This is a genomic window from Chthoniobacter flavus Ellin428 (assembly GCF_000173075.1).
Lineage (GTDB): Bacteria > Verrucomicrobiota > Verrucomicrobiia > Chthoniobacterales > Chthoniobacteraceae > Chthoniobacter > Chthoniobacter flavus.
Genome location: NZ_ABVL01000026.1, coordinates 14,192 through 36,509 on the forward strand (window position 1 = coordinate 14,192; position 22,318 = coordinate 36,509).

Sequence of the window (22,318 nt, forward strand, 5' to 3'; positions counted from 1 at the left end):
GATACAAAGCACCCCGTGTTCCAAGTCTTCCTTCCCGTTTGGGTTGTCCCGGAGGGACAAAGGACATTAGCCCCGGGTCGAGCGAGTCTGCGAGCGAACACCCGGGGTTATCCCCCCTAAAAAAGCGGAGCTTCCAACCGTCCCGGCGCCCGCCGCATCTCTCTGGTCGGCGGGACGTAAAGCTATAGTCGCGACTAATTTAAACGCAGAGGGCGCAGCGCGGCTGAGCCGCAATCAAACGGTTTTCGATTGAGGAGGAGATGAACCACGGATTACTCGGATTGCACGGATTAAAGAATCCGCGGCGACCTGCAATCCGTGAACCGGGTGGAGCGAGATAGCCTGCTGAAGGCAGCCCGAAGGGACGGCACGGCGGTGCCGAGCAATAGTGGCAGGTTGGCAAAGGGCGAGCAGCGCCGACGGCGCTGGCAAATTGTGAAATCAGTGTCATCAAAATGACACGCGAGGAGGGCGGTTTATTTATTTACCAGTCTCTAAGTCGCCGAGGATCTCCTCCGCCGCGCGAGCAACCAGCCGCCGGCCAGCAGTAAGCTCATGGCCACGCCCGGCTCAGGGACGGAGACGGATGCCAGACGAAAACCAGTGGTACTGCCCTCGGCCCCCGGAACGACCAGGACCCGGTAGGAGGACGCCAGGTTGACCGCATTGCTGCCCCACGAGCCGCCCCGCACCCCCCGATCATTGCCGCTGACCGCGTCATTCCAATTATTCACATCGCCATTCTGATCGTAGGTGCCGTAGGCGCTCGCGGAATTCGTAAAGGCTCCCACGTTGGTCAGGTAGTTCTGGTTGGTGTCGTAGACGTTGCTCTGCGTCACCGAATAAAACCCATTAGCAATCGTATTGAAGTTCGCCTGATTGGTGCCATTGCCTACCACATTCCCCGGCGCAGTGTTGCTCCTGGTCGCATAAGTCCAATAACCGCCCGTGCCCCCACTCGCCGTGGGATCGAAATACGCCGCCTTGTACCACTCGCTCTCGGTGGGGATCCAATTCACGGCGTTGGCGTTTTTCAGGATGATCCCCGAGGTCGCCCCATCCAGCGTATAGGCTCCCTCCTCTGTCGTCGCCGCCGTTTCCAAGCCCGTGAGCTGCCCGTTTTGCACCCAGTTGGCGAACCGCGCCGCGTCAAACCAACTCACCGCCGCCACCGGGCGGTTCCCGCTCCCAATCACCGAATAGCTGTAGCTCCCGCTGCTCCCGCTCTGGCTGATGCCCGCGCTGTTCGGGTCCGTCATCCTTGAATTATAGAGGCCGTAAGGGTCCGCCTTGGCCACGGCATTGAGGAAGGTGACATATTGGTTCAGCGTCACGTCGTACTTGCCGATGTCGTAGGTGTAATCCACCTCGCCGTAAATGCTACCGGTCGCCGGGTCATTGGCATTGCCCGGGTCGCCGACGGTCACGTATTGATAACCGATGTCCGCTTGCGCGCTGGCCGCGATGAGGGCGAGGAAGCCGGCAGCGATGAGGTGTTTTGATTTCATAGAAAGATCCGGGGGCCGACAGTGCTCGGTTCCGCCAAGCTAGCAAGGTAATACGCATCCGCGCCTCCCACGGGGGGTGATAGAGACGGGCGCCGAGCGGTCCGGTGAACGTCACCACAGATCTCAAACCAGAGCGGCGGCGGCGCGGGAAAGTGATCCAGGAAAAGGAGCGACGGCGCCCCTTCTCCTCACTCGCCGCGTGGCACCACTTTGGCAATGAGGGGGAATGGAGGCGGGCATCTCCGATCACCTCTGGACAATCGAAGAAGTAATTGCTCTTTTGGATTGAATGAAGCCGCAATACCTCGTCTGGGCTATCATAGGTGCCCTTTTGGCCTATCCGCTTTCGATGGGGCCTGCCTGTTCGTGGTACAAGCACTCTTCTGACCGCAGCGGCTCCAAAACCGCCGGTCTTGCGCGGCTTTATGGTCCGATTATTTTGGTCGGATTTAAGTGTTCACCCGCTTCAAGTGGTGATGCAAGACTACCAGAAATTTTGGGACGATCTGTGGTTGGAATTTGACCCAAATGCAAATTGAGCCACTGCCGGTGATCGGTCTGAATCAGGGCTTTATCCACGCGCACTTCGGGAAGGGCGGGTGCTCACCCTTGGCGGATGCAGTAACTTCGAGACCTAACCCCGACCCGCATTCAGCGTCATTGGCCGAGCCTGTTTCTTGCTAAGTCTTCACCACGACCCGGGTGCCGCGGTGAGATCGCTGGTTGGTGGGCGCGATGCTACTGCGGAGTTTGATCGCGGGAGGCGGCTCGACCCACCGCCCCACCACCGAAACGGAGTTTCGCCGGAAAGGTGCGTTGCCAAAGCCCCACTTTGGTAACGAGGGGCAATCTACGATCGCCCCGTCAAGTGGCGCTGGAGCGGCCAGGCATACCACCCCCTTCGATAGCACGGCGGATGGCCTCGCGGTCGAGCGGCGGGCTGTCCCGCAGGGACAAAGGAAATTAGCCCCGGGTCGAGCGAGTCTGCGAGCGAACACCCGGGGTTATCCCCCAAAAAAAGCGGAGCTTCAACCGTCCCGGCGCCAGCCGCATATCTTTCGTCGGCGAGGAGGAGATGCGGCCGGCGGCCGGGACGGTTGGAGCTACGCTCTTTTTACCATGACCCCGGGTGGTCGCTCGCGGACTCGCTCGACCCGGGGCTAATGTCTTGCTGTCCCTTCGGGACGCGCCGGCCACCTGCTTTCGCGAGTTCCACCTTTGGTCCGCTTTTTTCTCCTCGTGACCAAAGTGAGGCTTTGGTCATGCACTCCTTCGGCGAAACTCTGTTTCCGTGGTGGGATGGCTGGTCTCGTTCTTTCCGCCCGCGCCCCCGGTGGTAACTCCCTTTTGCGCCCGGCGGGAACCAGCCCAGGGCCCGAGTCCATTATGTCCCGCAAAGCGCAGAAAGACTGGATTGCGAAAACTCATCGTCGCCCAGCATTTCGACAATCTTCTTGAGAGATGAAGCAATCGACCATCCGTTGTCTTCATCAAATGGGTCCGGTGGATCGGTCGCATTGTAAATGACCCTGGCTACGAGAAAGGCCAGCGTCAAACTACTCAAAAGCAGATTCTGCTCCGCAGATCTAACGCGAATTTCGCATAACTCACTGGCTTGATTTCTCGCCACGGAGTTTGCGTCATGCGCAGTTTTCCGTTCCGGAGGATGTTTGGCGATCGATAAAACATGATCGATTGAAGGACACTCAATGCCCGCCCGCTCGACAACCAGCCTCAAGATATTGGCTGCCCATTCGACACGGGCCTCAGGCGACAAGTTTTCGCAAATCAAGCGACCCGCCTCCAGCGTCTGGCCAGCCTCCCACAATTGAATGGCTTTATTTCTAAGTTCGCCATCGCTATTTGGCATATCCTCTTCCGTTTACGTCACCGCACGCTTCGTAACAACCAATACTTTCCCGGAGTGAGCGGCACGGCTCAATATCGCTCGACAAAATCGCGGATCCAATCGGCGCATCGCTGTTTGAAAGCATCGGATCGCTGGGTGGTCAGAAATTCAAGGTGGCTGCTGAGGTCCACCATCTCCGCTTGCTGGCGCCAGTCCGCCGGCACATTCAGTCCGCCCGCGACCAGTCCCGCCTCGAGCGCGCCATGCTGCGCCGGGTCGGTGTGCCGCAGAAGATTGCCGATGTCCATATATGGGCTCCCGGCGTGAGAGAACTCCCAGTCCAGAATTCCGGTCACCGCCCTCTGGTGGACGAGGATGTTAGTCGGATTGAAATCCCCATGCACGAGACGCGGTTCGTCGTCGGCCGCGGGTGGCTGCGCCGCCTCGATCCGGCGCAAGGCCGCGGCGGTATCGGCCCCGACCCAGGCGCGCACGTCGGCGCGTTCGAGCATGGACTCGACGAAACTTTTTCCGTCGCCGAAATCAAAGGGCGCAATCGATCCATCTGCTTGAATCCAACCACTCGAGGTGAACCGGAGCGAAGCGATTCGCGCGAGGGCTTCGGCGGCAGCGTGGACACTTTCGGGCGCGTCGGCTAGGGGGATTCCCTCGACAAAGGAGTGAATCGACCAATCGCTACCGCTCGCCAACACCGCGGGCACGGGGACGATTTCCCTGACGAGCCGCAAGATATGGTTCTCGCGTTCGGCGTTGGCGCCGGGGTGGTGGAGCCGCAGCAGGCAGACCTCTCCATCGGCGAGCGTCAGCCGGTAGTTGGTGTTGCTCTTGCCCAACGGCATGAGCTGCACCAACTCGATCTTTCGCCCGGCGAGATAGCTCGCAATCAGAGCGGGATCCAATTGCCGTCGCGGGTGTCTGCGGTCTTCCTCCATGTTTGACGACATGAATAGCGATAGCGGGCGACTGGGAGCAACCTCGAATACGGCTGGGCGCTCCGGATGGCCTCGGCGGACGCTTTCCCCTCGTTGCTCAAAGTGAGGCCCGCGGTTCATTCGCCTTTCTCGCAAAACGCTAGCTCCCACCGGCGGCCGCTTTCTTCTCCATCGCCCGATTGAACAGCGCACGATTGCAAAAAAAGACGACACAGAAGACAAACAATATTCCTGAGCCCAGGCCCATGATATAGGAACGAAAATAGGCCAGACACACCCGCTCATCGACCGACATTTGAGCGGCATAGCGTATCCCGACGAAACTCAAAGCGAGTGACACCACCACCACCGCCGCACCGGCCAACGCGACGATCTTCGCCCACAAGGCGAATAGTCTCCGATGATAGATAAAATACCCAGCGAATAATATCGCCAGGGACATCCCGACGGAAATCACGGCATAATGAACTTCAATCATAACGCAAACGGCTGCAGTTCCATTTAAAGTGCGCTAGGCCAAAACTTCAACTCCGATAAGTCGACCGTCTTGATCAAAATCGAAGTACAAAGTTGCCCCGTCGTAACTGGGAAGCAATTCTTTTAGACTCACCTGCTTGACGGCCACACCCTTGGCGTCCCGCCCGGGGTGATCCGGCAAGTAAAGGTATGCCACCTCTCCGCTGGGTGTAACCTTGAGTTCAAATTTTCCGCTTGGCATAATTTCACCTCTGATGTGACACGGTTTTCCACCTTGCGGTTCCGTTCCGCGTGGTTCGACAGGCTGCAATCAGCGCAAAGGTCACAATGTACACCAACCACTGCAAAGCCAAAATTTTCCCTGCGCTCGCCTTGAGGTATGGCTCCGCGGCCAGGGCCAGTAACAGGATGGGCACAACCACCGCCAGGTCGAATAAGAGTCTCATGATTACTTACGGTGCGGTATCCGCGCCACGCGATGGTATGGGAAAGGTTTGCGCAGAGAAACAAAGAGCCTCTTCGCTGTTTCGAGTGGCTGGCTTACGAACTGCCTATGCTCACGGTGAAATCATCGCAGTGAGCGCGAAGCGCCCGGAAAAAACGTGTCATCCTGAGCGAAGTGTCCCGGGGGGCGAAGGCGGGCGGGACACGCAGTCGAAGGACCTCCAATATCCTTCTTCATCCGTATGTTTGCAGAACACGTTTTCTGCCGGGAGAATCGTCACGGCTCCGCACGAAAACCCACGGAAGTTGGAGGTCCTTCGACTTCGCCCATGCTTCCCCGCTTCGCTCAGGATGACAGAGGTGGGTGGGGCGCTTCGCTCACCGCCATAATTTCACCGCGAGCAAACGCCAAGCCTTCGGCACCCACTCCAAACAGCGAAGAGCCAACAAAGAAAATAGGGGCAGCCGAAGAAACAGCACGAAAACGGTCTCTGGAGCGGCAGCCGACGCTCCCTCCGGCTTCGCTCAGGGCGGGCGCCGGGCGCCGCTACAACGTTGAGGCGCTCCGCGAGTGGCAGCCATCGCGCTCGGAGATCGCGATCCACCGCACCATAAGACGCTGCGCGAACGGAGTTGTTGGATGGCGATCGCCGAGCGCCATGGCAAAAGCCAGCACGCCGGAGGCGTCCATCCCCAAAACCCAGAGCAGTCTTCGCCCATTCACCGCACGAGGACACTCCGCCGGGTGATACACCCCTTCGGAATGATAATCGAAGCACAAGCATCATCGCCGCCGAGCGTCCCGCTCAGACACACCGCGCGCTTCGTCTCGTGGACGAGATACCCGACCGACACGCACGCCTGCGGCTCGGCGTCGATGTCCGCCACGTCCTTCCAGTAATCAAGCGTCGCCGCATCCGCCCATTCAATCCTCACCAGAGGATACTTTCCGGTCGGGTCGTCCGGCTGAAGTCGTTTTGCTTTTTTCCGCGTGCTCATGGAGTTGTTGGCGCAGTTTCCGTCGCGAAGGCACACACCGCCGAAGAAGCTTTCTGGCCGCCTGTTGGAACGCGTTCATGTGGATTCATCTTGCGGTCAATCGGCCCACTGCCATTCGGCGGCGATCATCAGCGGAGGCCGGAGCCCGAGCGCCGCCACCGCATCGGGATTCAAATCAATGCCCGCGCCGTTTGTGATGTTCGCCCGGTGCGGCATCGTATCGCGCAGCTCGCAAATCACCTCGCGCCCGAGCACTCGCACGCGGACCTTTTTCTTCCGCGCTTTCCCGCCCCAGGTCGCCCAATCCTCGGGCGGCAACGCACACGCCGGACCGCTCCCCGTGGCGCAATCGTCGCCCCATTTGCCGATGCCATTGTCCCCTCGCCCAAAGCAATAAGTATCACCGCCGCCCTCCGCCTTGCATTTGCGAAACGCCGCCACATCGGCCGCATCGGCAAAGCTCGACGCCTTCACGCTATGCCAGCCTTCGTCGTTTCGAACGGCCCCGCCTCCCGGCCAATCCGCGCTTTCCGGCAGAGCCGAAAGCGTAGTGAGTTCCTGGAGTGTCTTCGGCCCGATCAAGCCATCCTCCGCCACATGGAGAATCGCCTGGATCTGTTTGATAGCATCGGCAGCGGTAATAGTACTCATAACATCTCTTGGAGGGTGTAGCGTAATTTTATGTAAGCTGAGGAAGGACCACGGATGGCACGGATTGCGCGGATTACAGAAATCCGCGTCGGCTCGTCTCATCCGTGCAATCCGCGTAATCCGTGGTCAAAACTCCTTTTGTCCGACTTTCGATACACTTTCTTAAGGTTCGTCCTTCTCGAGCAGCGGCGACCAGGTGAGCCGATAAGGGTCCACCTCGTAGGCGTGGGCATTGAGCAACACCAACCCACTCGACTCGATGGCCAGCTTCGCAAACATCGAGCAGAACGCGCTCTTGCTCACATCGGTCGTCTCGCCGAGGAACAAGCGAAAGAACGGGTTGAAGCGGAACAGGTCGGAAATCGAGTACGCCTCGTGCACCTCGATGGCATGATTGCCAAACGCGAGAATCCGCTGCTCATGTTCATCCGTCAGTCCCCGGATTTTGAAAAAGTCGATTCCGGAAACCTCCGCTGGATCCAGCACCCGCTTCCGCACCGTGGGATAGTACGCCTCGATGATCGTCCGCGAACCGCGATCGATCTCCAGCGCCGAATGCGTGTATGGCCCGCGCGTCTCCGCCTGGATGAGAAATCCCAGCGGGTCGTGCTGATGCACCCGGAACGATGCGACGCGAATCATGGGCGTTTTCCTTTCCTCCTTCGGCGCTTCCTCGCGCGGGCGGCACCGAATCGAACACGGAGCTGCTCGTAGAGCGCCCGCGCCTCCGCGGCGCTCATCTCGAGCGAATCACTCCCATCGGCATTGGTAATAATCTTCATGGTTGGTAACGATTTGCGAGGGCCCTCGCCAGCAGTCCCGTCAGGAACAGGATGGAGATGGACGCTCGAAAGACCGGGCTCATTTGATGGGCTGTTTGGAAAGCAGTTGCGGAGAAACGTAGAAATGGCCTTCGGAATCGGTAGCGACGTAGCCGGTGGCCAGCGGGCTTTGAATCCGTGCAGGCGGTCCATAAAGGAAGCGCACGACACTCGGATGCAGATAGTGCATACGACTGCCCACGATGAAGCCATGCGGGTAATGTCCAGCTTCGATCGGGCCGGAACAGGCCACGCAGGCGACCAAAGCAAGAGCAGGCAGGAACAGCTTCATTTGGCGTAACCCTCGACCGGGTGGATCGGCGTGATCGTGTAACCCAGATCCCATGTTTGTGAATCGGAGTCATAACTCACATCGACGCGACGCTCATGGGAACGATCGTACTTTTGATACGCCGTCCGCACATCCGCGCAGCCCGCGAAAGCCGCCACGCTCAAGATGGACAGGAGGAGTTTCACCGCGCGGATGCTTGCGTGGCCGCCGAATACAGCGTGTTCACCGTGCCCTGCGTCATCGGCGCGTTCGGCAACGCCGAGACCACCGCGTTCCCCACGCTCGGATTCGCCGCACCCTGCGCAAGATTGGCCGCAGCCGGCGTGCTGCCGACATTCGCCTGGGCCAGCGCCGCGAGCCCGCTGAGATCATTACTGGCCAGCGTGGCGACCTGCGCATTCGTCAGCTTGCCACCGGCGCTCTTCGCCGACTCGATGGTCGCATAGTTACTCAGCGCGATCTGCGCGATCTGCAGCGCCGTAGTTACGCCCTTCTGACCCTGCGGAGTCAGCGAGCCGTCGGAAGCGCATCCGACGAGCAGCAGGGAGACGAGTGCGACCGTGGCGAGGAAGGCCATGGAGTGGAATAAGGCAGTGTTTTTCATGGTGGGTTGTTGGTCTGGTTAGTCTGAGCTGATTTTGGTTATTCGCGTTTATTCGCGTTCATTCGTGGTTGGTAACTTGAGTCCGGTTTAGTCCGGTTTAGCCGGGCCACCCGGCGGATTGACCGGAGTAGCCGCCGGCGGCGGCACGCCCTGCGGACCGATCTCCGGATCGGCCGTACTGATGCCCAGCTTGGAAAAGATGAACCGTTGAATCGCCGGAATGAGCTTCACCACGATCCCCACGCCACTGATCGCCATGATGAAGCTGGTAAACGCCAGCGTATCGAAATTGGCCGTCACCCCCGTCCAATGAACCACCATCGGAGTAAAAACCACGCCACACATCACCGAGGCGGTGAACTTCCAAACCAGCGGCCGAATCCCCGGCAGATGCGAAGGATAAATCCCGAGATTGAGGATCGCCCCGCCAATCGCCCCGATGAGACAAACCACGCGCAACCGTTCATTATCCAAAATCGCCGGCCCGGAGAAAGCCTCCACCGGCACCTCCGCGAGAAAACTGATGATCGAAGCCACCAGCGCGCTGGTCGCTCCCAATAACATCGCCAACCCTTCGTGCATGGCCTGGATTCGGTGGGGCATAAACCGCGCTCGTTGCGCCCAACTTCACGGAGGTCAAGCAAGAAAATGAGGCGCGTTCCCGGCGCGGTTTATGGCGTTGAGAGCATTTTAAACAAAACTGTCGCCACGGCTGAATTAAACGCAGAGAACGCGGAGAACGCAGAGGGCCGCAGAGAAGAAAAGACAATGAGACAACCAGACAATGGGACAATGGGACAATGAGAATAGGGCCCTCCTTGTCGCACTGTCTGTTTGTCTCATTGTCGTCATTGTTTCTGTTCAGTCCTCTGCGGCCCTCCGCGTTCTCTGCGTTCAAACTGCCCCAGTTTCTCGGGACGAGGCACGGCTACAGTTCTACTTAAAACGCTCCACCCGCCTGCAGCTCCGCACACACTCGCCCAATGACCTTTTCCCAATCCCCGGCCACGCACTGCCGAAACAGCCGCATCGTCGGGTACCACGGCGTCACTTCCCCCTCCAATCCCCAGCGCCAATCCGGTACGAATGGCAGTAACATCCACACCTGTTTCCCCATCGCACCCGCGAGGTGAGCCACTGCCGTGTCTACCGTGATGACTAAGTCCAGCTTGTCCACCAGCGCAGCGGTATCGGCAAAATCGCGAATCCCCGCCGCCAGATCGATCATCCCCGCCAGTGCGGGCCGGCCCACTTGCAGGCTGCAGGAGCGCACACCGGGTATCGCGATCAATGGCGCCAGCAACTGCGGATCGATCGAACGCCGCGAATCGCCCGCATGCCGCGGACTGCCTGCCCACACGAACCCCACGGTCCATTTCGCTTTCTGAAACTCCACCTCTTCGTGGGCGCGCAAATACGGTTCGCCCACCCCCAACGGCTCAAATACCCCCAAGGCCAGCGGCAGGCTCATGATCGGGATCTGAACATCCGCGCCACAAGACTCGCCCCGCGCGGCCACTTCGAACCCATTCCCCCGTAGAAGCCGCGTCAATTCCGGAAGACACTCGATGATGATTCGCGCCTCGCTGCGCGCCTTGGCCGCAGGGATGTAGCGTAAGAATTGCAGCATATCGCCAAAGCCTTGTTCGCCGCGAACCAGCAGCGTTCCACCCGGCAAGGGTTCACCATTCCACCGGGGAGCCACGTGCGCCGGCAAAGCGGTATCCGCACATCGCAGGCGCCACTCGTACTCCTTCCATCCCTTCTCATCGTAGTTACGAATCAAGAGCGAATGCGCCAGTGCCCAGTGCGCCTCCTCGTAGTCAGGGGAAAGTCCGATCGCAGTTTCCAGCGCCTCGATCGACTCCGGCACACGACCACGCTTGTACTGCACTATACCGAGGTTGTGATGGGCGGCCGCACACTGCGGATCGAGGGCAATGGCTCGTTGGAACGCCACGGTTGCGGCCTCGTTCTGACCGCGGATCGAGAGCGCGATTCCCAGGTTGCTGTAGGTCGACGCGCACGTGGCGTTCAAGGCAATCGAGCGCTCCAGGTGCGCGACGGCATCGTTTGCGAATCCAAGTCCGATCAGCGCTTCGCCCAGGTTGTTATGGGCTTCCGCGCAATTCGGATCCACCGCCACCACCCGTCGCAGCAATTCCACCGCCTGGGCGGTCCTACCTGCCCGCCGGTATTGGGAGGCAAGTTCGATGGCCTCTGGGACGGTCAGGGAAGGAACTTGCTGCATCCCGCGAAATTGAGCCCGCCCCATCCATCAGCGCAACCATTTAGCGCAAGCGCTAGAGTCTGTTGTGCACTTTTTTTAGGGCGCCGACACGGTCTACGCCGTACGCTCGCGGAAGAAGTGCATAACAGGCTCTAGACTGCCCGCCCGAGGGCAGTCTGGAGATTTTGGACGAGCGTCTGGAAGGAAGCCGGATTCGGGATGTGCCGCCCGTAGGACAAAAAACTGATGTATTCTGCGGAAAAGCTGGTCGCGGAGCCCAGGTCATCCACCGCGCACACATAGAGGTTGTATTCGGCAGGAAGGTCACCGGACACAGTTAGAGAGTTGATCAGAGTTCCAGCGTGGTAGATATTTTGAGTCACTCCAGCGCTATTGATCAATCCAATGCCACCGTTGCTATTGGTCAACTGTGTGTGGGTCGTGGAATCTCCGCATTGGCAGTCGAAGTTACCATTGGTGCTTACTCCCAGGAATAAAGATGTCACCTCGTTTGTAAGACCGGCCTGCATTCCGTCCCCGCCATCGTCCACCGGGACGTAGGACGCGAAGTGAAAATCGTCCCTCGATGCGCCCAATGACGGGTCCATTGTGGTGTCTCCATATCCCGAACCATCTCCTTTCGTCCCGATGGCATCGTGCAGGAGGGTCCCATTCCAAGAAATCGAGTTTCCTCCGAAGTTTCTCCAATCCAACGCATGCGAGGCCGCATTGGCACCGACAAAGCCCCACATATGGAATATTGCATTCCACGCCCCGCTGCTCTTCAGCCCCTTGACGAAGGTCTGAATCGCAGTATCCGCTCCGTCGGGCACGGTCCCTCCGGCTTCCGTGATAGCGGTCACGATCGCCGTGGCATCCGCATCCGGACCCGCTGATGTGCTTCCGAAACGCGTACCAGCCCCAAGAGAAAGCCCTGGGATCAGAATCATCGGTAAGCAATGATCGAACCGCTGGTCAGCGTGATGCTGGTGAAGCTGCCGAAGATTTGCTTCCCGGCCGGAAGGGTGGCACTGGACGCCGCCAGCCCCGAGATATTGCACACGGTCGACGAGTCGAGGACGACGTCCGTCAATACATCGATCGTCGTCCAGTTCCCGGTATGCGCCACGTTGTCGGCGATAAAGTCGCCGCCGGAAAATCCATTGGCCACGATGACCGGCTGCGCGGCCAACTCCCGACGCCGGCCGAAAATGCTGACTTCATATCCTGCAAGTCGTTCACCCATATGTTTGTGTGTGAGGGTTGACGGTTGGTTAGTCTGGTTATGCGAAGGTCACACCCTTCGGCGTGCCGACCAAATACCAGACGCCCTGGTAAGCCTCGCACTCGAAGCCGTTACCCACGGCGGCGCCGAATGTCCCCACGTCGCTCGAGGTGGAACCGTTGTTGAAGCCTGGAGTCGAGTTGGTCACCGTGTGGGCCTGCGCCGTGGTCGAGATGACTCGCAGGCGTTTGCCGTCATCGGCGCCCGCCGTGGGCGCGGCGAGCGTCAGCGCGGCGACGCTGGATTTGGTGATGTAGACCGTGCCGCTCTTGATGGAGATGGCCCCGGAGACACTGAGCACCTGTTGCTGCACCACCACATCGCCATTGAACGTCGTCGTCCCGGTCACTTTGAGGCCGTAATTGGCCACCAACCGGCCGAGGGTTCCCGTCGCCCGGTCGATCGAGGCGCTGAGACGACCCAGCACGACATCGATCAGGCAATTGGCGATCTGGGCGGAAGAGGTGGGCGTGGAATCCGCGCTGAGGGTGGCGCGGGCGAGATTGGCGGCTTTCTGGTAATTCATAGGATAGTAAGGTTGGAGTTACAGACTTCCGCGGGGATGATTCCCCGCGGCAATCGAGCGCGTTGCTACCCATCTCGCGAGGGTCAAGATTTATTTTGCCACCCACTCCCCAGCCTCCGCATCGCGCCAGGCGGCGTCGACATTCACCGGAAGAAGACGCGCCATACTTTAAAGCATTTGAAGTAAAGGTGTGGCCGTAGCCAGAGTCGTTGTAGCCGCGGCCCCGCCATGGCGGGACCGCCGCACCCCGACGGAGCGGGGCGACTACATCCACCGTCCATCCCACGAACGGCCAGGCATTACCCACCTCTTCCGATAGCACGGCCGATGACATCGCAGCCGAGCGGGAGGACTGTCCCGGAGGGACTACGGAAATTAGCCCCGGGTCGAGCGAGTCCGCGAGCGAACACCCGGGGTTATCTCACCCCAAGCGGAGCTTCCAACCGTCCCGGCGCCAGCCGCATCCCTTTGGCCGGCCGAGAGGAGACGTGGCCGACGGCCGGGACGGCTGGAGCCGCGCTCTTTTTTTAACCATGACCCCGGGTGTTCGCTCGCGGGCTCGCTGGACCCGGGGGTTATTGTCTTGCTGTCCCTTCGGGACGCGCCGGCCCGTTGCTTTCGCGAGGTCCACCTTTGGCCCGTTTTTGTGCGCGCCCATAGCGGGATAGTTTCAAAGCTGTTCCCACACGAGGTTATCTGGCCGCTTCCGGGTCGTCATGAATATTCGCAATGCTTCTTTTCCAACCGCATATGGAATTCTGTTCCGCGCCATGTACTCCGTTTCTTCATTTCCATAGCAAAACGATGTCACGCCTCTCGCCGCTGGGTCTCCAAGACTGATAAAATAGGGAGGCCGGAGGGATTCCTGAAAAGTGGCCACTGTCTCCGGCCGGCCAACACCGATCGCAAATGCGAGTCCGGATACCGGGTCAAAAAACTCCACCATGGTCGGCCCGACGGAAGTCGCTTTCTCGAGATCTCCGATCAGTCTCAAGGCCTCCTCACTTGAGGCAATAGATTCTTCATGGGACGAAATGGAATCCGTCCAAACAAACTTCATACTCTCTTTCGCGTTCGGGTTATTCATCTGGAAGGCCGTAAAATTTTGCACATATACGCCAAGTCCGCGAGCGGCAAGGGAAATAGGGGGAATAAGGGTCAACTCTTAACCGCTTACAAGCTGGATATCGCTCCGAGTCGAGGGTCAAACGTTGCCCGCGGGACACTTGACCGGTGCTCATTTCCTGGGAGCGTATTCCAAATTTCGCAAAGAGGGTGAAGGATTGAGACAAACTTCCAAAAACGCTTTGGCGGGAGGCGGCTGATAGGTCGTATCCAAGTCCACCCTGATGCGCCCATAACGTTCATCCCTTGTTTTAATGTAGAATACCTTTCTTAGCCCCCCACCCCAAACCTTCTCATCAGCGGGGTGTTCGACTGTAAAATTTCGGTTGTATCCTTCAAGCGGCGCGCGGTAGGTCCCAGTTCCCTCCAACTCAACCAACCCTCCGCCAATGATCTCGATTTTTGCCGACCATGAAAAATGAGGACCTCCTCTCACGATATTATATGGGGTTCGGATCAGCGTCAGTTGAAAATCGCCGTCGTCGGCCAGCGCTCCGGTAAGCACATTCAATCGAACGGGGCGCCCATCACAGGGAAGTGAAAGATGCGCGTCATAATGGATTAACGGTTCGCCCGAACCCAATTTCACCATCGTGAATATTTCGCGATGCCTGGGGTCCGGTTTGTAGTCTTGGGCTCCCCCGCCCGAGTAAAGCTCACCCCTGCCTCCTTTGGGGCTATACTTATAGCCGTCTTTCGCCAGCGAATCGAAACCCAGGCTAAATCCCTTCCCCCCCCGAATAGAAAAAAGCCCCTCCCCGTCGGAAACGATTTCGCGAAGCTCCGATTTTCCACCGGGTAACCACGGCAGGAAATACATGCTTTGGATACTGTATCGCACCCGAACACCGGCCAGCGGATGATCATCTTGATCAACCACCTTTCCGTAGTAATCGATCGCTACATTCCGCCCTTCGACAATGCTTCGGACGCGCTCTTCGCGCTGCTCCTGCACGACACGCTTTGCCTGGGGTATCGTAACCGTTGCTGGAGGGGACAATATACCGGAAGAACCGGCGGAACGAGGTTCAGCGGCGACCGTCGGGATCGCCATCGGACGAGACCCATGAGGCCAAAAATACCAACCAATCCCGGCAAGAGCCGCGAATGCGAGACCCAAGATAACATAAACTTTTCCTGATCTCATGGAGGCGTCAATTGGAAGGGGGAAGCGGGCCGAATCTTAACAGTTGAAGGAAGGGATATCGCTCCGAGTCGAGTGTCAAGCGTCAAGCGTCAAGCGTCACCTCCGAATATCTGGCCGCCATTACCCCCACACATATCGAATGTCCATTGTCCTCGGATCAATGAGCACACAAAATCGATCCTTTTCGAACAACCACTCGCCAACGTAGTCATCACACTCCTGCTTATTGACAATACTAAAGCTCGGCTCCGATAACTGCAGCAGCAATTCATATCCATTTTGCAAGAGTTCATGAATCTCGGCTTTAACAGGACCAACCAATCGCGTAAACGGTGCACCGCCTATCTTGTGTCCTAGCCACTGTCCCAACGAATCCCATGCAGGGTCGGTTTTGTCGTGGGGGCCTTCTGGATCAATAATCGGTGAAAACACTTCAAATCCATAAAGAGCCGGAATTTGAGGTGCGGGCAGTTCCGAGTGAAATGTCGTAAAGAAAAAGCCGGAATCCTCGCCATAAATCTTTCCGTACTTTGCATGCGCGTCGTTAGCAGCGCCATACTCATCGATCAAGGTAGTACAAATGCGGACGAACACCGGTTCTTGAAGCGATTGCAATCGAAAGCAACAATACTCCCACTTGGACTCTGCAACCTGTGGGCCATTAATCCAGGGGGTTGGAAAGATCCAGGAATCGGAACTGTTTTTTGTTATACGGAAAGGCCAACACCTCCTATGGAGAGATTTTGACCACTCCTTTAGTTGCGATGACGCGTCCATAAAGATCCTTAGATTGTTGCCGCAATGCGTTTATAAGAGCTGCCCCCGGATATTTCCCTGCGACTCGGTTTAATACAAGCGATGCTCTGCATAGGACACTTTTACGGCACGCCAAGCATCTGTCCTGTACATTACTGTCCGGGGATCATAATCCACCGTCAATTGTTCGTTATCGTTCCACTGAATCCCGACCTTGGTTACGTTCTCCACCCGGAAGACGATCGATTCCTTTGTTTCCTTGAGCTTCTCTCCTTTTGGCCGGATACAGACAAAGGTACTATTGCTGACGACCGCCCCACCGAAGCTATTGACCACGCTGGCCACATAGGCCTCATTGGGTGAGGCTTGCTCGATGACGACTTTCTCCTCCCTGTCACCGGCCAGGGAGAACGAGGACATAAAATAAACGCCGCCCCCGACGGCAACCGCCCAAATCGTCGCCAGGAATATCTTCGCCATTCGGAAGATGATTTTGCGAGGGCCGTTCTCAGGTGTCGCCACCGAAAACAGCCATCCGGAGACAATCGCCAGGACACCAAGTGCGCCAGGATACATGAATCGCTCTTGCATTGAGACCTCCTTTCATACCCATTCTCTTTGCATGTTCAATGCCCTTCCGCGGCCATCGAACGCGCCGTCCGATGCGCGCGCGGTCACAGGCTCACGTCGGGCTCTCCTTCTGGCAATCGCTTGGGTGACGGCGCTGCTGATCACGTGCCCGTCCCCAACCGGCATTATGTTGCTCCCGTTTTTTCCAGCCGGTCTGCTTTTTTGGGCGGCCAAACCCGGCAATAGCGAGGCGATATTGACATTCGGGTGGTTGCTTTACGGTGTCCTCTGCGTTGCGATCCTATCTTCTCAAAGACGGTTGCTATTTTACCTTTTCTACGCCGTGTTGGTTAGCCTGCTGCTCACGAACGTGGCGGGTTGCCATCACATCCTCAAGGGGCTTTCCCAGATTCACTGAATTCCATTTATCCTCGCGCCATCCAGGGGCTGGATGATGTAACGCCTTCGGCGGATTCTGTCGCAGCGGCGAAGCGGAAGGTTGTCCCGGAGGAGGGTGTTACGAAAGTGGTTTTGCTCTACAGAGAAGAAAGGTGAACCCGCGTTATGGCTCAGCGCGCCAACGGCGCATTCCATACCAGCCTGGGGCATCGCCCCAGGAATGCGATCCCAACCAAGCAAGAGGGCTGAAGGCCCGCGCCATGCGTGCTGATTCGGGCCTCAGCCCTGATATTTTGGGATGTTTCCTGGGGCGATGCCCCAGGCTGGTATGGATTGCGCCGTTGGCGCGCCGGAACGGAGCGGACGCCAGGCGTCGCTCACGGATTCTTCACCGCCGGGGCGGGCGAATTGTTCGGCGCGGGCGGAGGCGTGGCGAATCTCACCGGGGTCGCCGGCGGACGGCTGGGCATGGTGAAACGCGGGGGCGTCGGGAATGGGGCGGGCGTGAAGCGCGGCAGGGCCGGGTTCGTGCGGTTGAATGGCATCGGCCCATTATTTGGCTGGCGCGCCTGACCAAAAGGCATGCTGCTCTGCGGAGAGTACGGTGACATCGCGGCCGTGGCCGTCGCCGCTTTCTTCTCCGCTTGCGCCGCGGCTTCCTGGTTGGTCTTCGTGATCTCCTTCCCGCCAAAGTAGATCAGCGCGAAGAGGATGAGGTAGAATGGCCAGATCGAGAGCGAGATCAGTTCACGGCAAAACCGGCCAAGGCTGGCGTCTCCACCCTCCCATAACAGCACGGAAGCATCTTCTTTGGCCGGATTCTTCTTCAGCAGTTCCGCGCAATGACGTTGTCCGGACGCCAACCCGATGTCCAACAGCCAGAGCAACACGAGCGGCGATGCGATCCAAAGCACCGGAGAGACGGCGGTGATCTTCCCGGTGGTGGCAAAGGCCAGAATGGCGATGCCACCCGCAACCGAAATCACTTTGCAGATAGACCTTTGTGACGACGAACGGAGAATCCAATCCTTTAACATGGCAAGAAGTCATCAACCTAGGGACAGTAGCAATCGTTGTGGAGCAAAATCGGAATGGCATTTATAAATTCGCTCGGTCAGCGGGGAGCCATCCTCTGCAAGATTGAACGCAGCGGGGCAGGCTATTTCGCCGCTCAGTCGGTGAGCGCGGCGCACAGACGCGCGGAGTGTTCCCAAAAAAGGTCGTCATCCTTGGTTTTCCCTCTGCGCCTCTGCGGCCTCTGCGTTTAAAAAAATCCTTTGGTTGCGGCTCGGCCGCGCTGCGGTTCGCCCACGACGTTACCGCCACTATTCCCCACCTCCGCCTCCTCTGCGTTTAACTCAGCCGTGGCTACAGTTCAAAATGCCCTCGTAACCTTCTACCCCACCACCCCCGCAGCCGGCCCCGCTATCTCGCTGCCGATCCAAAACGGAAGCGTGCTGCTGGCCACGGCGACGGCCCCCTCCTCTGGCGATGGCGCCGCTTCTTTTTGCAAGACGTCCAGTCGCTCCCGCGGCAGCGCGTTGGCGAAATGCTCCAGCACCGGTGCGGGATCCAGCCGCAGCTCGGCATGGCCGATGAGATAGTTACGCACGCGGTCTTCCGTCTGCAGCCGGTACGGCACGCCGGCCGGCCGCTCGAAGCGATGCACCCAGCGCAGGAAGGGCAGACAGAGCGTGCTCTTCCCGGCCTGCCGGAATTTCTCGTGGATGTAACATTCCTCGCCGCCAAAGCCGGAGAAGCGCGGATTGAATCCCACCCACGCATCCCTGCGACAGGCAAACACTCCCATGCCTTGCGCCGGAATCTCGAATGGCCCCTCGGAAGTGAGCGCGGGCGCGAACCCGGCCGCTTCCAGATGTTTCTCGTGTCCGCACCAGGCGATCGATGGCAAAACCCGTTCACATTGGCAGCGGGTGATGCGTTCCCCCGTTTTGAGTGAGTGACAGGCGAGCGTGCCATGCGGTGGTGGCGTCTCCTCGCGGCGCGTGGAAAACATCCCGCCGCACCCGCAGCGCCATGCCGAGGCCCAGATCCCGAGCATCTGGGAGCGCCACACCGGATCGAAGTGCGTGGATTGATGGCGAAGGTCATCGTATTGGAGCGGACCTTGCAGCAGGTTCCCGCCATCGCGGCCGGCCTCGAAGAAGTCGATCAACTTGCGCAGGGCACCCGGAGCCAGCAGCACGTGGCTGTCCAATCCCAGAACGTACGGCGTTGCCGCCAGGTCAAACGCCCGGTATTTCAGCACCGAACCGACGCCATCCGTCACCGGCACGTAACGCACCGGTTGCCCGGCAATCCATTTGGTGAAACGTGCGACCGCGGCGCCGTGGGCGCTGGAGGGATGGTTATCCATGACCAGAAACTCGATCTCCTCGGCGACCTCGGGGTGAAATAGCCGGATGGCTTGTATCGTGAAATACAACCCGTCGAAGTCATCGAAGGTCAGAATGCTAATGGTTAGTTTACGCGTTGAGATAGGCTCCATAAGAAAACTCCGTCGGGATGGGAAATAACTCCTTGCTCGCGGCCAGGATGCGCAGCAGCTCCGCGAATCGCTCGAGCGGCATGAGCTTGTGCACGCAGTATTTCCAGACGAGGAAATCCAGGAACTGGTCGGCACTCACCTCGCCCGGCTCGATCCTCGGCGCCACGTGGCGCCCGGAGTATTGCACGCAGCCGGTTTGCCAGAAATAGCCGGGCGCATATTGCACGACATGTTTGCCGCGCATCAGGGCATCCACGGCGAAGGTCGAGTTATAGGTGAGAACAAACTCGCACTGATCGATCACCGAGGGATTGACGTGCCCGATCTCGCAACCATGTTGTGCGGCCAGGCCGTCGACGAGGGCCATTTCCGCCCGATTGCCGAGGGTGACCGGATGCTTTTTCAGAAAGGCCCGTGGCCCGTAGTGCGCGCACGCCTCGGCGACGAACCGATGATAGTCCGCGGTCGATCCCGCGCGCAAAATGGAGCGGTCATTCGGATGTTGCAGCACGATCACCACCCCCGGCCATTCCCGCTTCGCCGCCGGCTGGCCAAACTTCGGCTTGAGCGCCAGCGTGCGCCAACTGCGCGGAGCTTCGAATCGCTCGATCCACCGGCGGGCGGCCGGAAAGTTGAGCGACGCGCTTTCGTAGAGACCGACCGCGTCGAAATGGATGGCATCCCAAAAGAAGCCGGTCTCCATCGTGCAATGCCGTACGCCGCGCACATTCTCTCCCCAAGCCACGTGAAATCCTTCGCCGGGTGGGCCCACCGAAATTCCGTGCCCGGCCAGTCGCGCGTATTCCTGCGACTTCAAAAATGTCGGCCATAGGGAATCGATCGTGATCACGGAAAAGGGGTGGTGGTCGGGGGATAAGTGGTCGGAGGATGCGTCGTCGTCGTCGTCGTGCTCGTGGTGGTACTGCTCGTCGTGGTGGTTGTACTCGTGGTCGTACTCGTCGTTGTGCTCGTGCTCGTCGTCGTCGACGTTGGTGGTGGCGTCGTCTCCGGCCCCGGACCCTCGAGTCGCGTGAGCTGCGGTCCGCTGGGCGGATCTTCCCCGGCCTCCCCGTCGGTGTCCGGATCGAGCCACGCGTCATCCGCGATCCCGTGAATCATCTGCGGCGCCACCGGCTCGTCGGATTGAAAGGGCAATGGCGAAGCCTGCCACGTGGGCTGATAAGTCGAGATATCGTTCTCTTCGTCCATATCAAGGTGATGTTACTGGAACTTGGAGACTGTGAGAGAAAGCGGCAGCGAGATTATTTGGCCCGCGCATCACACAGATGACGCGAATGAAGAATACGCCCATTTGTGTCATTCGTGTTATTCGCGGGCACTTTTTTCACAGTCTCTTAGACCCCGACGAGCGACGTCGGGTCGTCGCCGGAGGTTCCGCCCGATTCGCTGTCGGTCTGCGAATCCAGCCACGCGTCATCGGCGACCCCGTGGATCATGGGCGGCGCCACCGGTTCATCCGACTGAAATGGCAGGGGCGCGCTCTGCCAGGTCGGCTGGTAAGTGGAAATGGCGTCGTCGTCATCCATCTCAAGACGGCGCAGAGCCACTGGTGTAGGGCACGCTGATCAGGAAGACGACGACCTCCCATAACCCACCCGCGTCGTATTTCGAAGGCTGGCCCATGAGGGTGATGATATCGCCCTGCGTGAATTGAGTGGGGATGCTCGCCGGCAAATCCACGATGGCTCCCGAAAAGCCCAGGATACTGCCTCCGCCGATCAGGCCGCCCAGGGCGGTGATGCCGCCGGAGCCATCGAGCTTCGACGGCGATAATGCTCCCGTCGCGCTGGTGCCGGTGAGGCAGTGCGGAATGCGCCCCGTGCGAAAGTTAACCGAGCTACTGATCGTCGAGTTCACCAGGTCCGGGGTGAAGATCCGCGAAGAAGAGCCACCCTGGATGACAAACGTGCCGCTCGATGGCATGACGAACGTCGGCGCGAGGTTGCTTTCAAACGAGTCCGGCGGCGGCCCGACGAAGAAGCAACGCAGCCGGCGCGCCCGGCAAGGGCCATGATAGCCATCCTGCATCGGCAATCCCACCGCGCCACCCCAACTGGTGGAATAGTTATAACCATTGAATCCGGCCGTGGAACCGCCGTCGTTGTAAAACTGGATGCCCTTGAGAAAGTCGGGGAAGTCGTAGTCCTTCCAGCAATGGAAATCTTCGTTGTAGGTGGCCAGCGCGCCCATCGGCGTCATCGTGCCACCCACGCCCCCGCTGGTGATCGTGGCGATGGCGTCCATGATCACTTCCACCACGATCTTGGTGGAGAGCGGAATGGAGAGAATTTTGCGCGGACCATCGACCTTCGGCGCGGACTTGGTGCCGGATAACATCACCCAATCGCCGACCGACAAGCCATGCGCGGCGTCCAGCGTGACCGTGGCGGTCCCGTTCCCGCTATTGACCACGGACTGCACGTTTCTCATCGCCACGTCGGACACGCTCGGCACCCCGACCATGGTATCGAGCTTGATCAGGATGCTGGCATTGCTCGGGACCGGCTGCAGCTCGCGCACGATGCGGTTGATCGCGGTCATCGTGCCCGCCGCGGTCCCCGCGCCGGTCAGGTTGGCGGAGACGACGATCTGCGTTTCCGAAGGCACGCTGACGATCATCTGGTTCCCATCGATCGCCGGCGCCGAATTCGTGCCCGCGAAGACCACCCAGCATTTCGGCGGAAGATCATGCGCCGCGGAGAGGGTAACGGTACACGTACCATCGCCATTATCCGCGATGGAAGAAACATGGACCGGCGCCGGCTGAAACTCGCCGGCGGTGTAACTGCCGTTTGCGGCGACCTGCCGCCGGGCGGTTAACATCGGGATACCCGTCTCGCGGTAGGAGCGAATATCGACGAAGATGGGCCCCGGCAGCGTCTCGTACACCGCGGTGAAGTTTTGGTCGTCATCGCTGCCCTTGTCCGTGCTCTGGCTGATGAGCAGCGCGTTCGGATAAGAGAGCTTGTCCGGGTGCGCGGAGAGAAACGCCCGTTCCCGGCGGCTGTCCGTCTTGCGGGCGTTCCACGCTTCGACGATGCGCGGGAAACGCAGGTCGCCGTAAGGGTAGCTTACGCCCGGCTTGCCGTACTTGGGATGCGAAGGATCGCGCTGGTCGAGGCGAGGAGGAGGCATGGGAGTGCTTGGTGCTT

The 22,318-nt window shown here is 59.2% G+C and carries 26 protein-coding genes; 1 reads left to right on the top strand and 25 read right to left on the bottom strand.

Annotated elements, in window-relative coordinates; translation table 11 throughout:
- Window positions 1-494: 494 nt before the first annotated feature.
- The 19 genes from CFE428DRAFT_RS26850 to CFE428DRAFT_RS26950 form a co-directional block, all read right to left on the bottom strand.
- Complete coding sequence (locus CFE428DRAFT_RS26850) at window positions 495-1,508, bottom strand: formylglycine-generating enzyme family protein (RefSeq protein ID WP_006982838.1); 1,014 nt, start codon at window positions 1,506-1,508, stop codon at window positions 495-497.
- A 1,384-nt stretch (window positions 1,509-2,892) separates the two neighbouring features.
- A complete protein-coding gene (locus tag CFE428DRAFT_RS26855; protein ID WP_131989867.1) occupies window positions 2,893-3,378 on the bottom strand; it encodes a hypothetical protein in 486 nt (161 codons plus the stop codon).
- Window positions 3,379-3,446: 68 nt separating this feature from the next.
- Window positions 3,447-4,277 (bottom strand): phosphotransferase, encoded by an 831-nt coding sequence (locus CFE428DRAFT_RS26860; protein ID WP_157447645.1) that lies wholly within the window; start codon window positions 4,275-4,277, stop codon window positions 3,447-3,449.
- Window positions 4,278-4,449: 172 nt separating this feature from the next.
- Window positions 4,450-4,788 (bottom strand): hypothetical protein, encoded by a 339-nt coding sequence (locus tag CFE428DRAFT_RS37815; protein ID WP_006982840.1) that lies wholly within the window; start codon window positions 4,786-4,788, stop codon window positions 4,450-4,452.
- Between the two features lie 1,163 nt (window positions 4,789-5,951).
- Window positions 5,952-6,230, bottom strand: a complete 279-nt coding sequence (locus CFE428DRAFT_RS26880) for a hypothetical protein (protein WP_006982844.1) — start codon at window positions 6,228-6,230, stop codon at window positions 5,952-5,954.
- 96 nt (window positions 6,231-6,326) lie between these two features.
- Entirely contained in the window at window positions 6,327-6,881 is a 555-nt protein-coding gene (locus tag CFE428DRAFT_RS26885; protein ID WP_006982845.1) for a hypothetical protein, read from the bottom strand.
- A 162-nt stretch (window positions 6,882-7,043) separates the two neighbouring features.
- A complete protein-coding gene (locus tag CFE428DRAFT_RS26890; protein WP_006982846.1) occupies window positions 7,044-7,523 on the bottom strand; it encodes a hypothetical protein in 480 nt (159 codons plus the stop codon).
- Window positions 7,524-7,742: 219 nt separating this feature from the next.
- A complete protein-coding gene (locus tag CFE428DRAFT_RS26895; RefSeq protein WP_006982847.1) occupies window positions 7,743-7,994 on the bottom strand; it encodes a hypothetical protein in 252 nt (83 codons plus the stop codon).
- Window positions 7,991-8,179, bottom strand: coding sequence for a hypothetical protein (locus CFE428DRAFT_RS26900; protein WP_006982848.1), 189 nt, complete (start codon window positions 8,177-8,179; stop codon window positions 7,991-7,993). Before CFE428DRAFT_RS26900 ends, CFE428DRAFT_RS26895 begins: the two co-directional genes overlap by 4 nt.
- A complete protein-coding gene (locus CFE428DRAFT_RS26905) occupies window positions 8,176-8,598 on the bottom strand; it encodes a hypothetical protein (RefSeq protein WP_006982849.1) in 423 nt (140 codons plus the stop codon). Before CFE428DRAFT_RS26905 ends, CFE428DRAFT_RS26900 begins: the two co-directional genes overlap by 4 nt.
- A gap of 87 nt (window positions 8,599-8,685) precedes the next feature.
- Window positions 8,686-9,201 carry a hypothetical protein gene (locus tag CFE428DRAFT_RS26910; RefSeq protein WP_006982850.1) on the bottom strand — a complete coding sequence of 172 codons (516 nt, stop codon included), beginning with the start codon at window positions 9,199-9,201 and terminating at the stop codon, window positions 8,686-8,688.
- A 337-nt stretch (window positions 9,202-9,538) separates the two neighbouring features.
- Window positions 9,539-10,849 carry a tetratricopeptide repeat protein gene (locus CFE428DRAFT_RS26915; protein WP_006982851.1) on the bottom strand — a complete coding sequence of 437 codons (1,311 nt, stop codon included), beginning with the start codon at window positions 10,847-10,849 and terminating at the stop codon, window positions 9,539-9,541.
- Between the two features lie 131 nt (window positions 10,850-10,980).
- On the bottom strand, window positions 10,981-11,778 hold the full coding sequence (locus CFE428DRAFT_RS26920) for a hypothetical protein (RefSeq protein ID WP_006982852.1): 798 nt from the start codon (window positions 11,776-11,778) through the stop codon (window positions 10,981-10,983).
- Complete coding sequence (locus tag CFE428DRAFT_RS26925) at window positions 11,775-12,074, bottom strand: hypothetical protein (RefSeq protein WP_006982853.1); 300 nt, start codon at window positions 12,072-12,074, stop codon at window positions 11,775-11,777. Before CFE428DRAFT_RS26925 ends, CFE428DRAFT_RS26920 begins: the two co-directional genes overlap by 4 nt.
- A 37-nt stretch (window positions 12,075-12,111) precedes the next feature.
- Entirely contained in the window at window positions 12,112-12,639 is a 528-nt protein-coding gene (locus CFE428DRAFT_RS26930; protein WP_006982854.1) for a hypothetical protein, read from the bottom strand.
- 670 nt (window positions 12,640-13,309) lie between these two features.
- Window positions 13,310-13,726, bottom strand: coding sequence for an Imm1 family immunity protein (locus tag CFE428DRAFT_RS26935; protein ID WP_006982855.1), 417 nt, complete (start codon window positions 13,724-13,726; stop codon window positions 13,310-13,312).
- Between the two features lie 150 nt (window positions 13,727-13,876).
- Complete coding sequence (locus tag CFE428DRAFT_RS26940) at window positions 13,877-14,818, bottom strand: hypothetical protein (protein ID WP_042725892.1); 942 nt, start codon at window positions 14,816-14,818, stop codon at window positions 13,877-13,879.
- 213 nt (window positions 14,819-15,031) lie between these two features.
- Window positions 15,032-15,505: a hypothetical protein gene (locus CFE428DRAFT_RS26945; RefSeq protein WP_157447647.1), complete on the bottom strand. Its 474-nt coding sequence runs from the start codon at window positions 15,503-15,505 to the stop codon at window positions 15,032-15,034.
- A 252-nt stretch (window positions 15,506-15,757) separates the two neighbouring features.
- A complete protein-coding gene (locus tag CFE428DRAFT_RS26950) occupies window positions 15,758-16,258 on the bottom strand; it encodes a DUF5412 family protein (protein ID WP_006982858.1) in 501 nt (166 codons plus the stop codon).
- A gap of 166 nt (window positions 16,259-16,424) precedes the next feature.
- Between CFE428DRAFT_RS26950 and CFE428DRAFT_RS37820 the strand changes: the two genes are divergently transcribed.
- Window positions 16,425-16,655, top strand: a complete 231-nt coding sequence (locus CFE428DRAFT_RS37820) for a hypothetical protein (protein WP_006982859.1) — start codon at window positions 16,425-16,427, stop codon at window positions 16,653-16,655.
- A 358-nt stretch (window positions 16,656-17,013) separates the two neighbouring features.
- On the opposite strand, the gene CFE428DRAFT_RS26965 is transcribed toward CFE428DRAFT_RS37820, so the two are convergent.
- The 6 genes from CFE428DRAFT_RS26965 to CFE428DRAFT_RS26990 form a co-directional block, all read right to left on the bottom strand.
- A complete protein-coding gene (locus CFE428DRAFT_RS26965; protein WP_042725896.1) occupies window positions 17,014-17,622 on the bottom strand; it encodes a hypothetical protein in 609 nt (202 codons plus the stop codon).
- Between the two features lie 410 nt (window positions 17,623-18,032).
- Entirely contained in the window at window positions 18,033-19,145 is a 1,113-nt protein-coding gene (locus CFE428DRAFT_RS26970) for a glycosyltransferase family 2 protein (RefSeq protein ID WP_006982861.1), read from the bottom strand.
- Window positions 19,123-19,995, bottom strand: coding sequence for a capsular polysaccharide export protein, LipB/KpsS family (locus tag CFE428DRAFT_RS26975; protein ID WP_042725898.1), 873 nt, complete (start codon window positions 19,993-19,995; stop codon window positions 19,123-19,125). The genes CFE428DRAFT_RS26970 and CFE428DRAFT_RS26975 overlap by 23 nt, the downstream gene beginning before the upstream one ends.
- Window positions 19,992-20,354, bottom strand: coding sequence for a hypothetical protein (locus tag CFE428DRAFT_RS38495; RefSeq protein WP_006982863.1), 363 nt, complete (start codon window positions 20,352-20,354; stop codon window positions 19,992-19,994). Before CFE428DRAFT_RS38495 ends, CFE428DRAFT_RS26975 begins: the two co-directional genes overlap by 4 nt.
- Before the next feature lie 146 nt (window positions 20,355-20,500).
- On the bottom strand, window positions 20,501-20,713 hold the full coding sequence (locus CFE428DRAFT_RS26985; RefSeq protein WP_131989868.1) for a hypothetical protein: 213 nt from the start codon (window positions 20,711-20,713) through the stop codon (window positions 20,501-20,503).
- Window positions 20,694-22,301 (bottom strand): hypothetical protein, encoded by a 1,608-nt coding sequence (locus CFE428DRAFT_RS26990; RefSeq protein ID WP_006982865.1) that lies wholly within the window; start codon window positions 22,299-22,301, stop codon window positions 20,694-20,696. The genes CFE428DRAFT_RS26985 and CFE428DRAFT_RS26990 overlap by 20 nt, the downstream gene beginning before the upstream one ends.
- Window positions 22,302-22,318 lie beyond the last annotated feature (17 nt).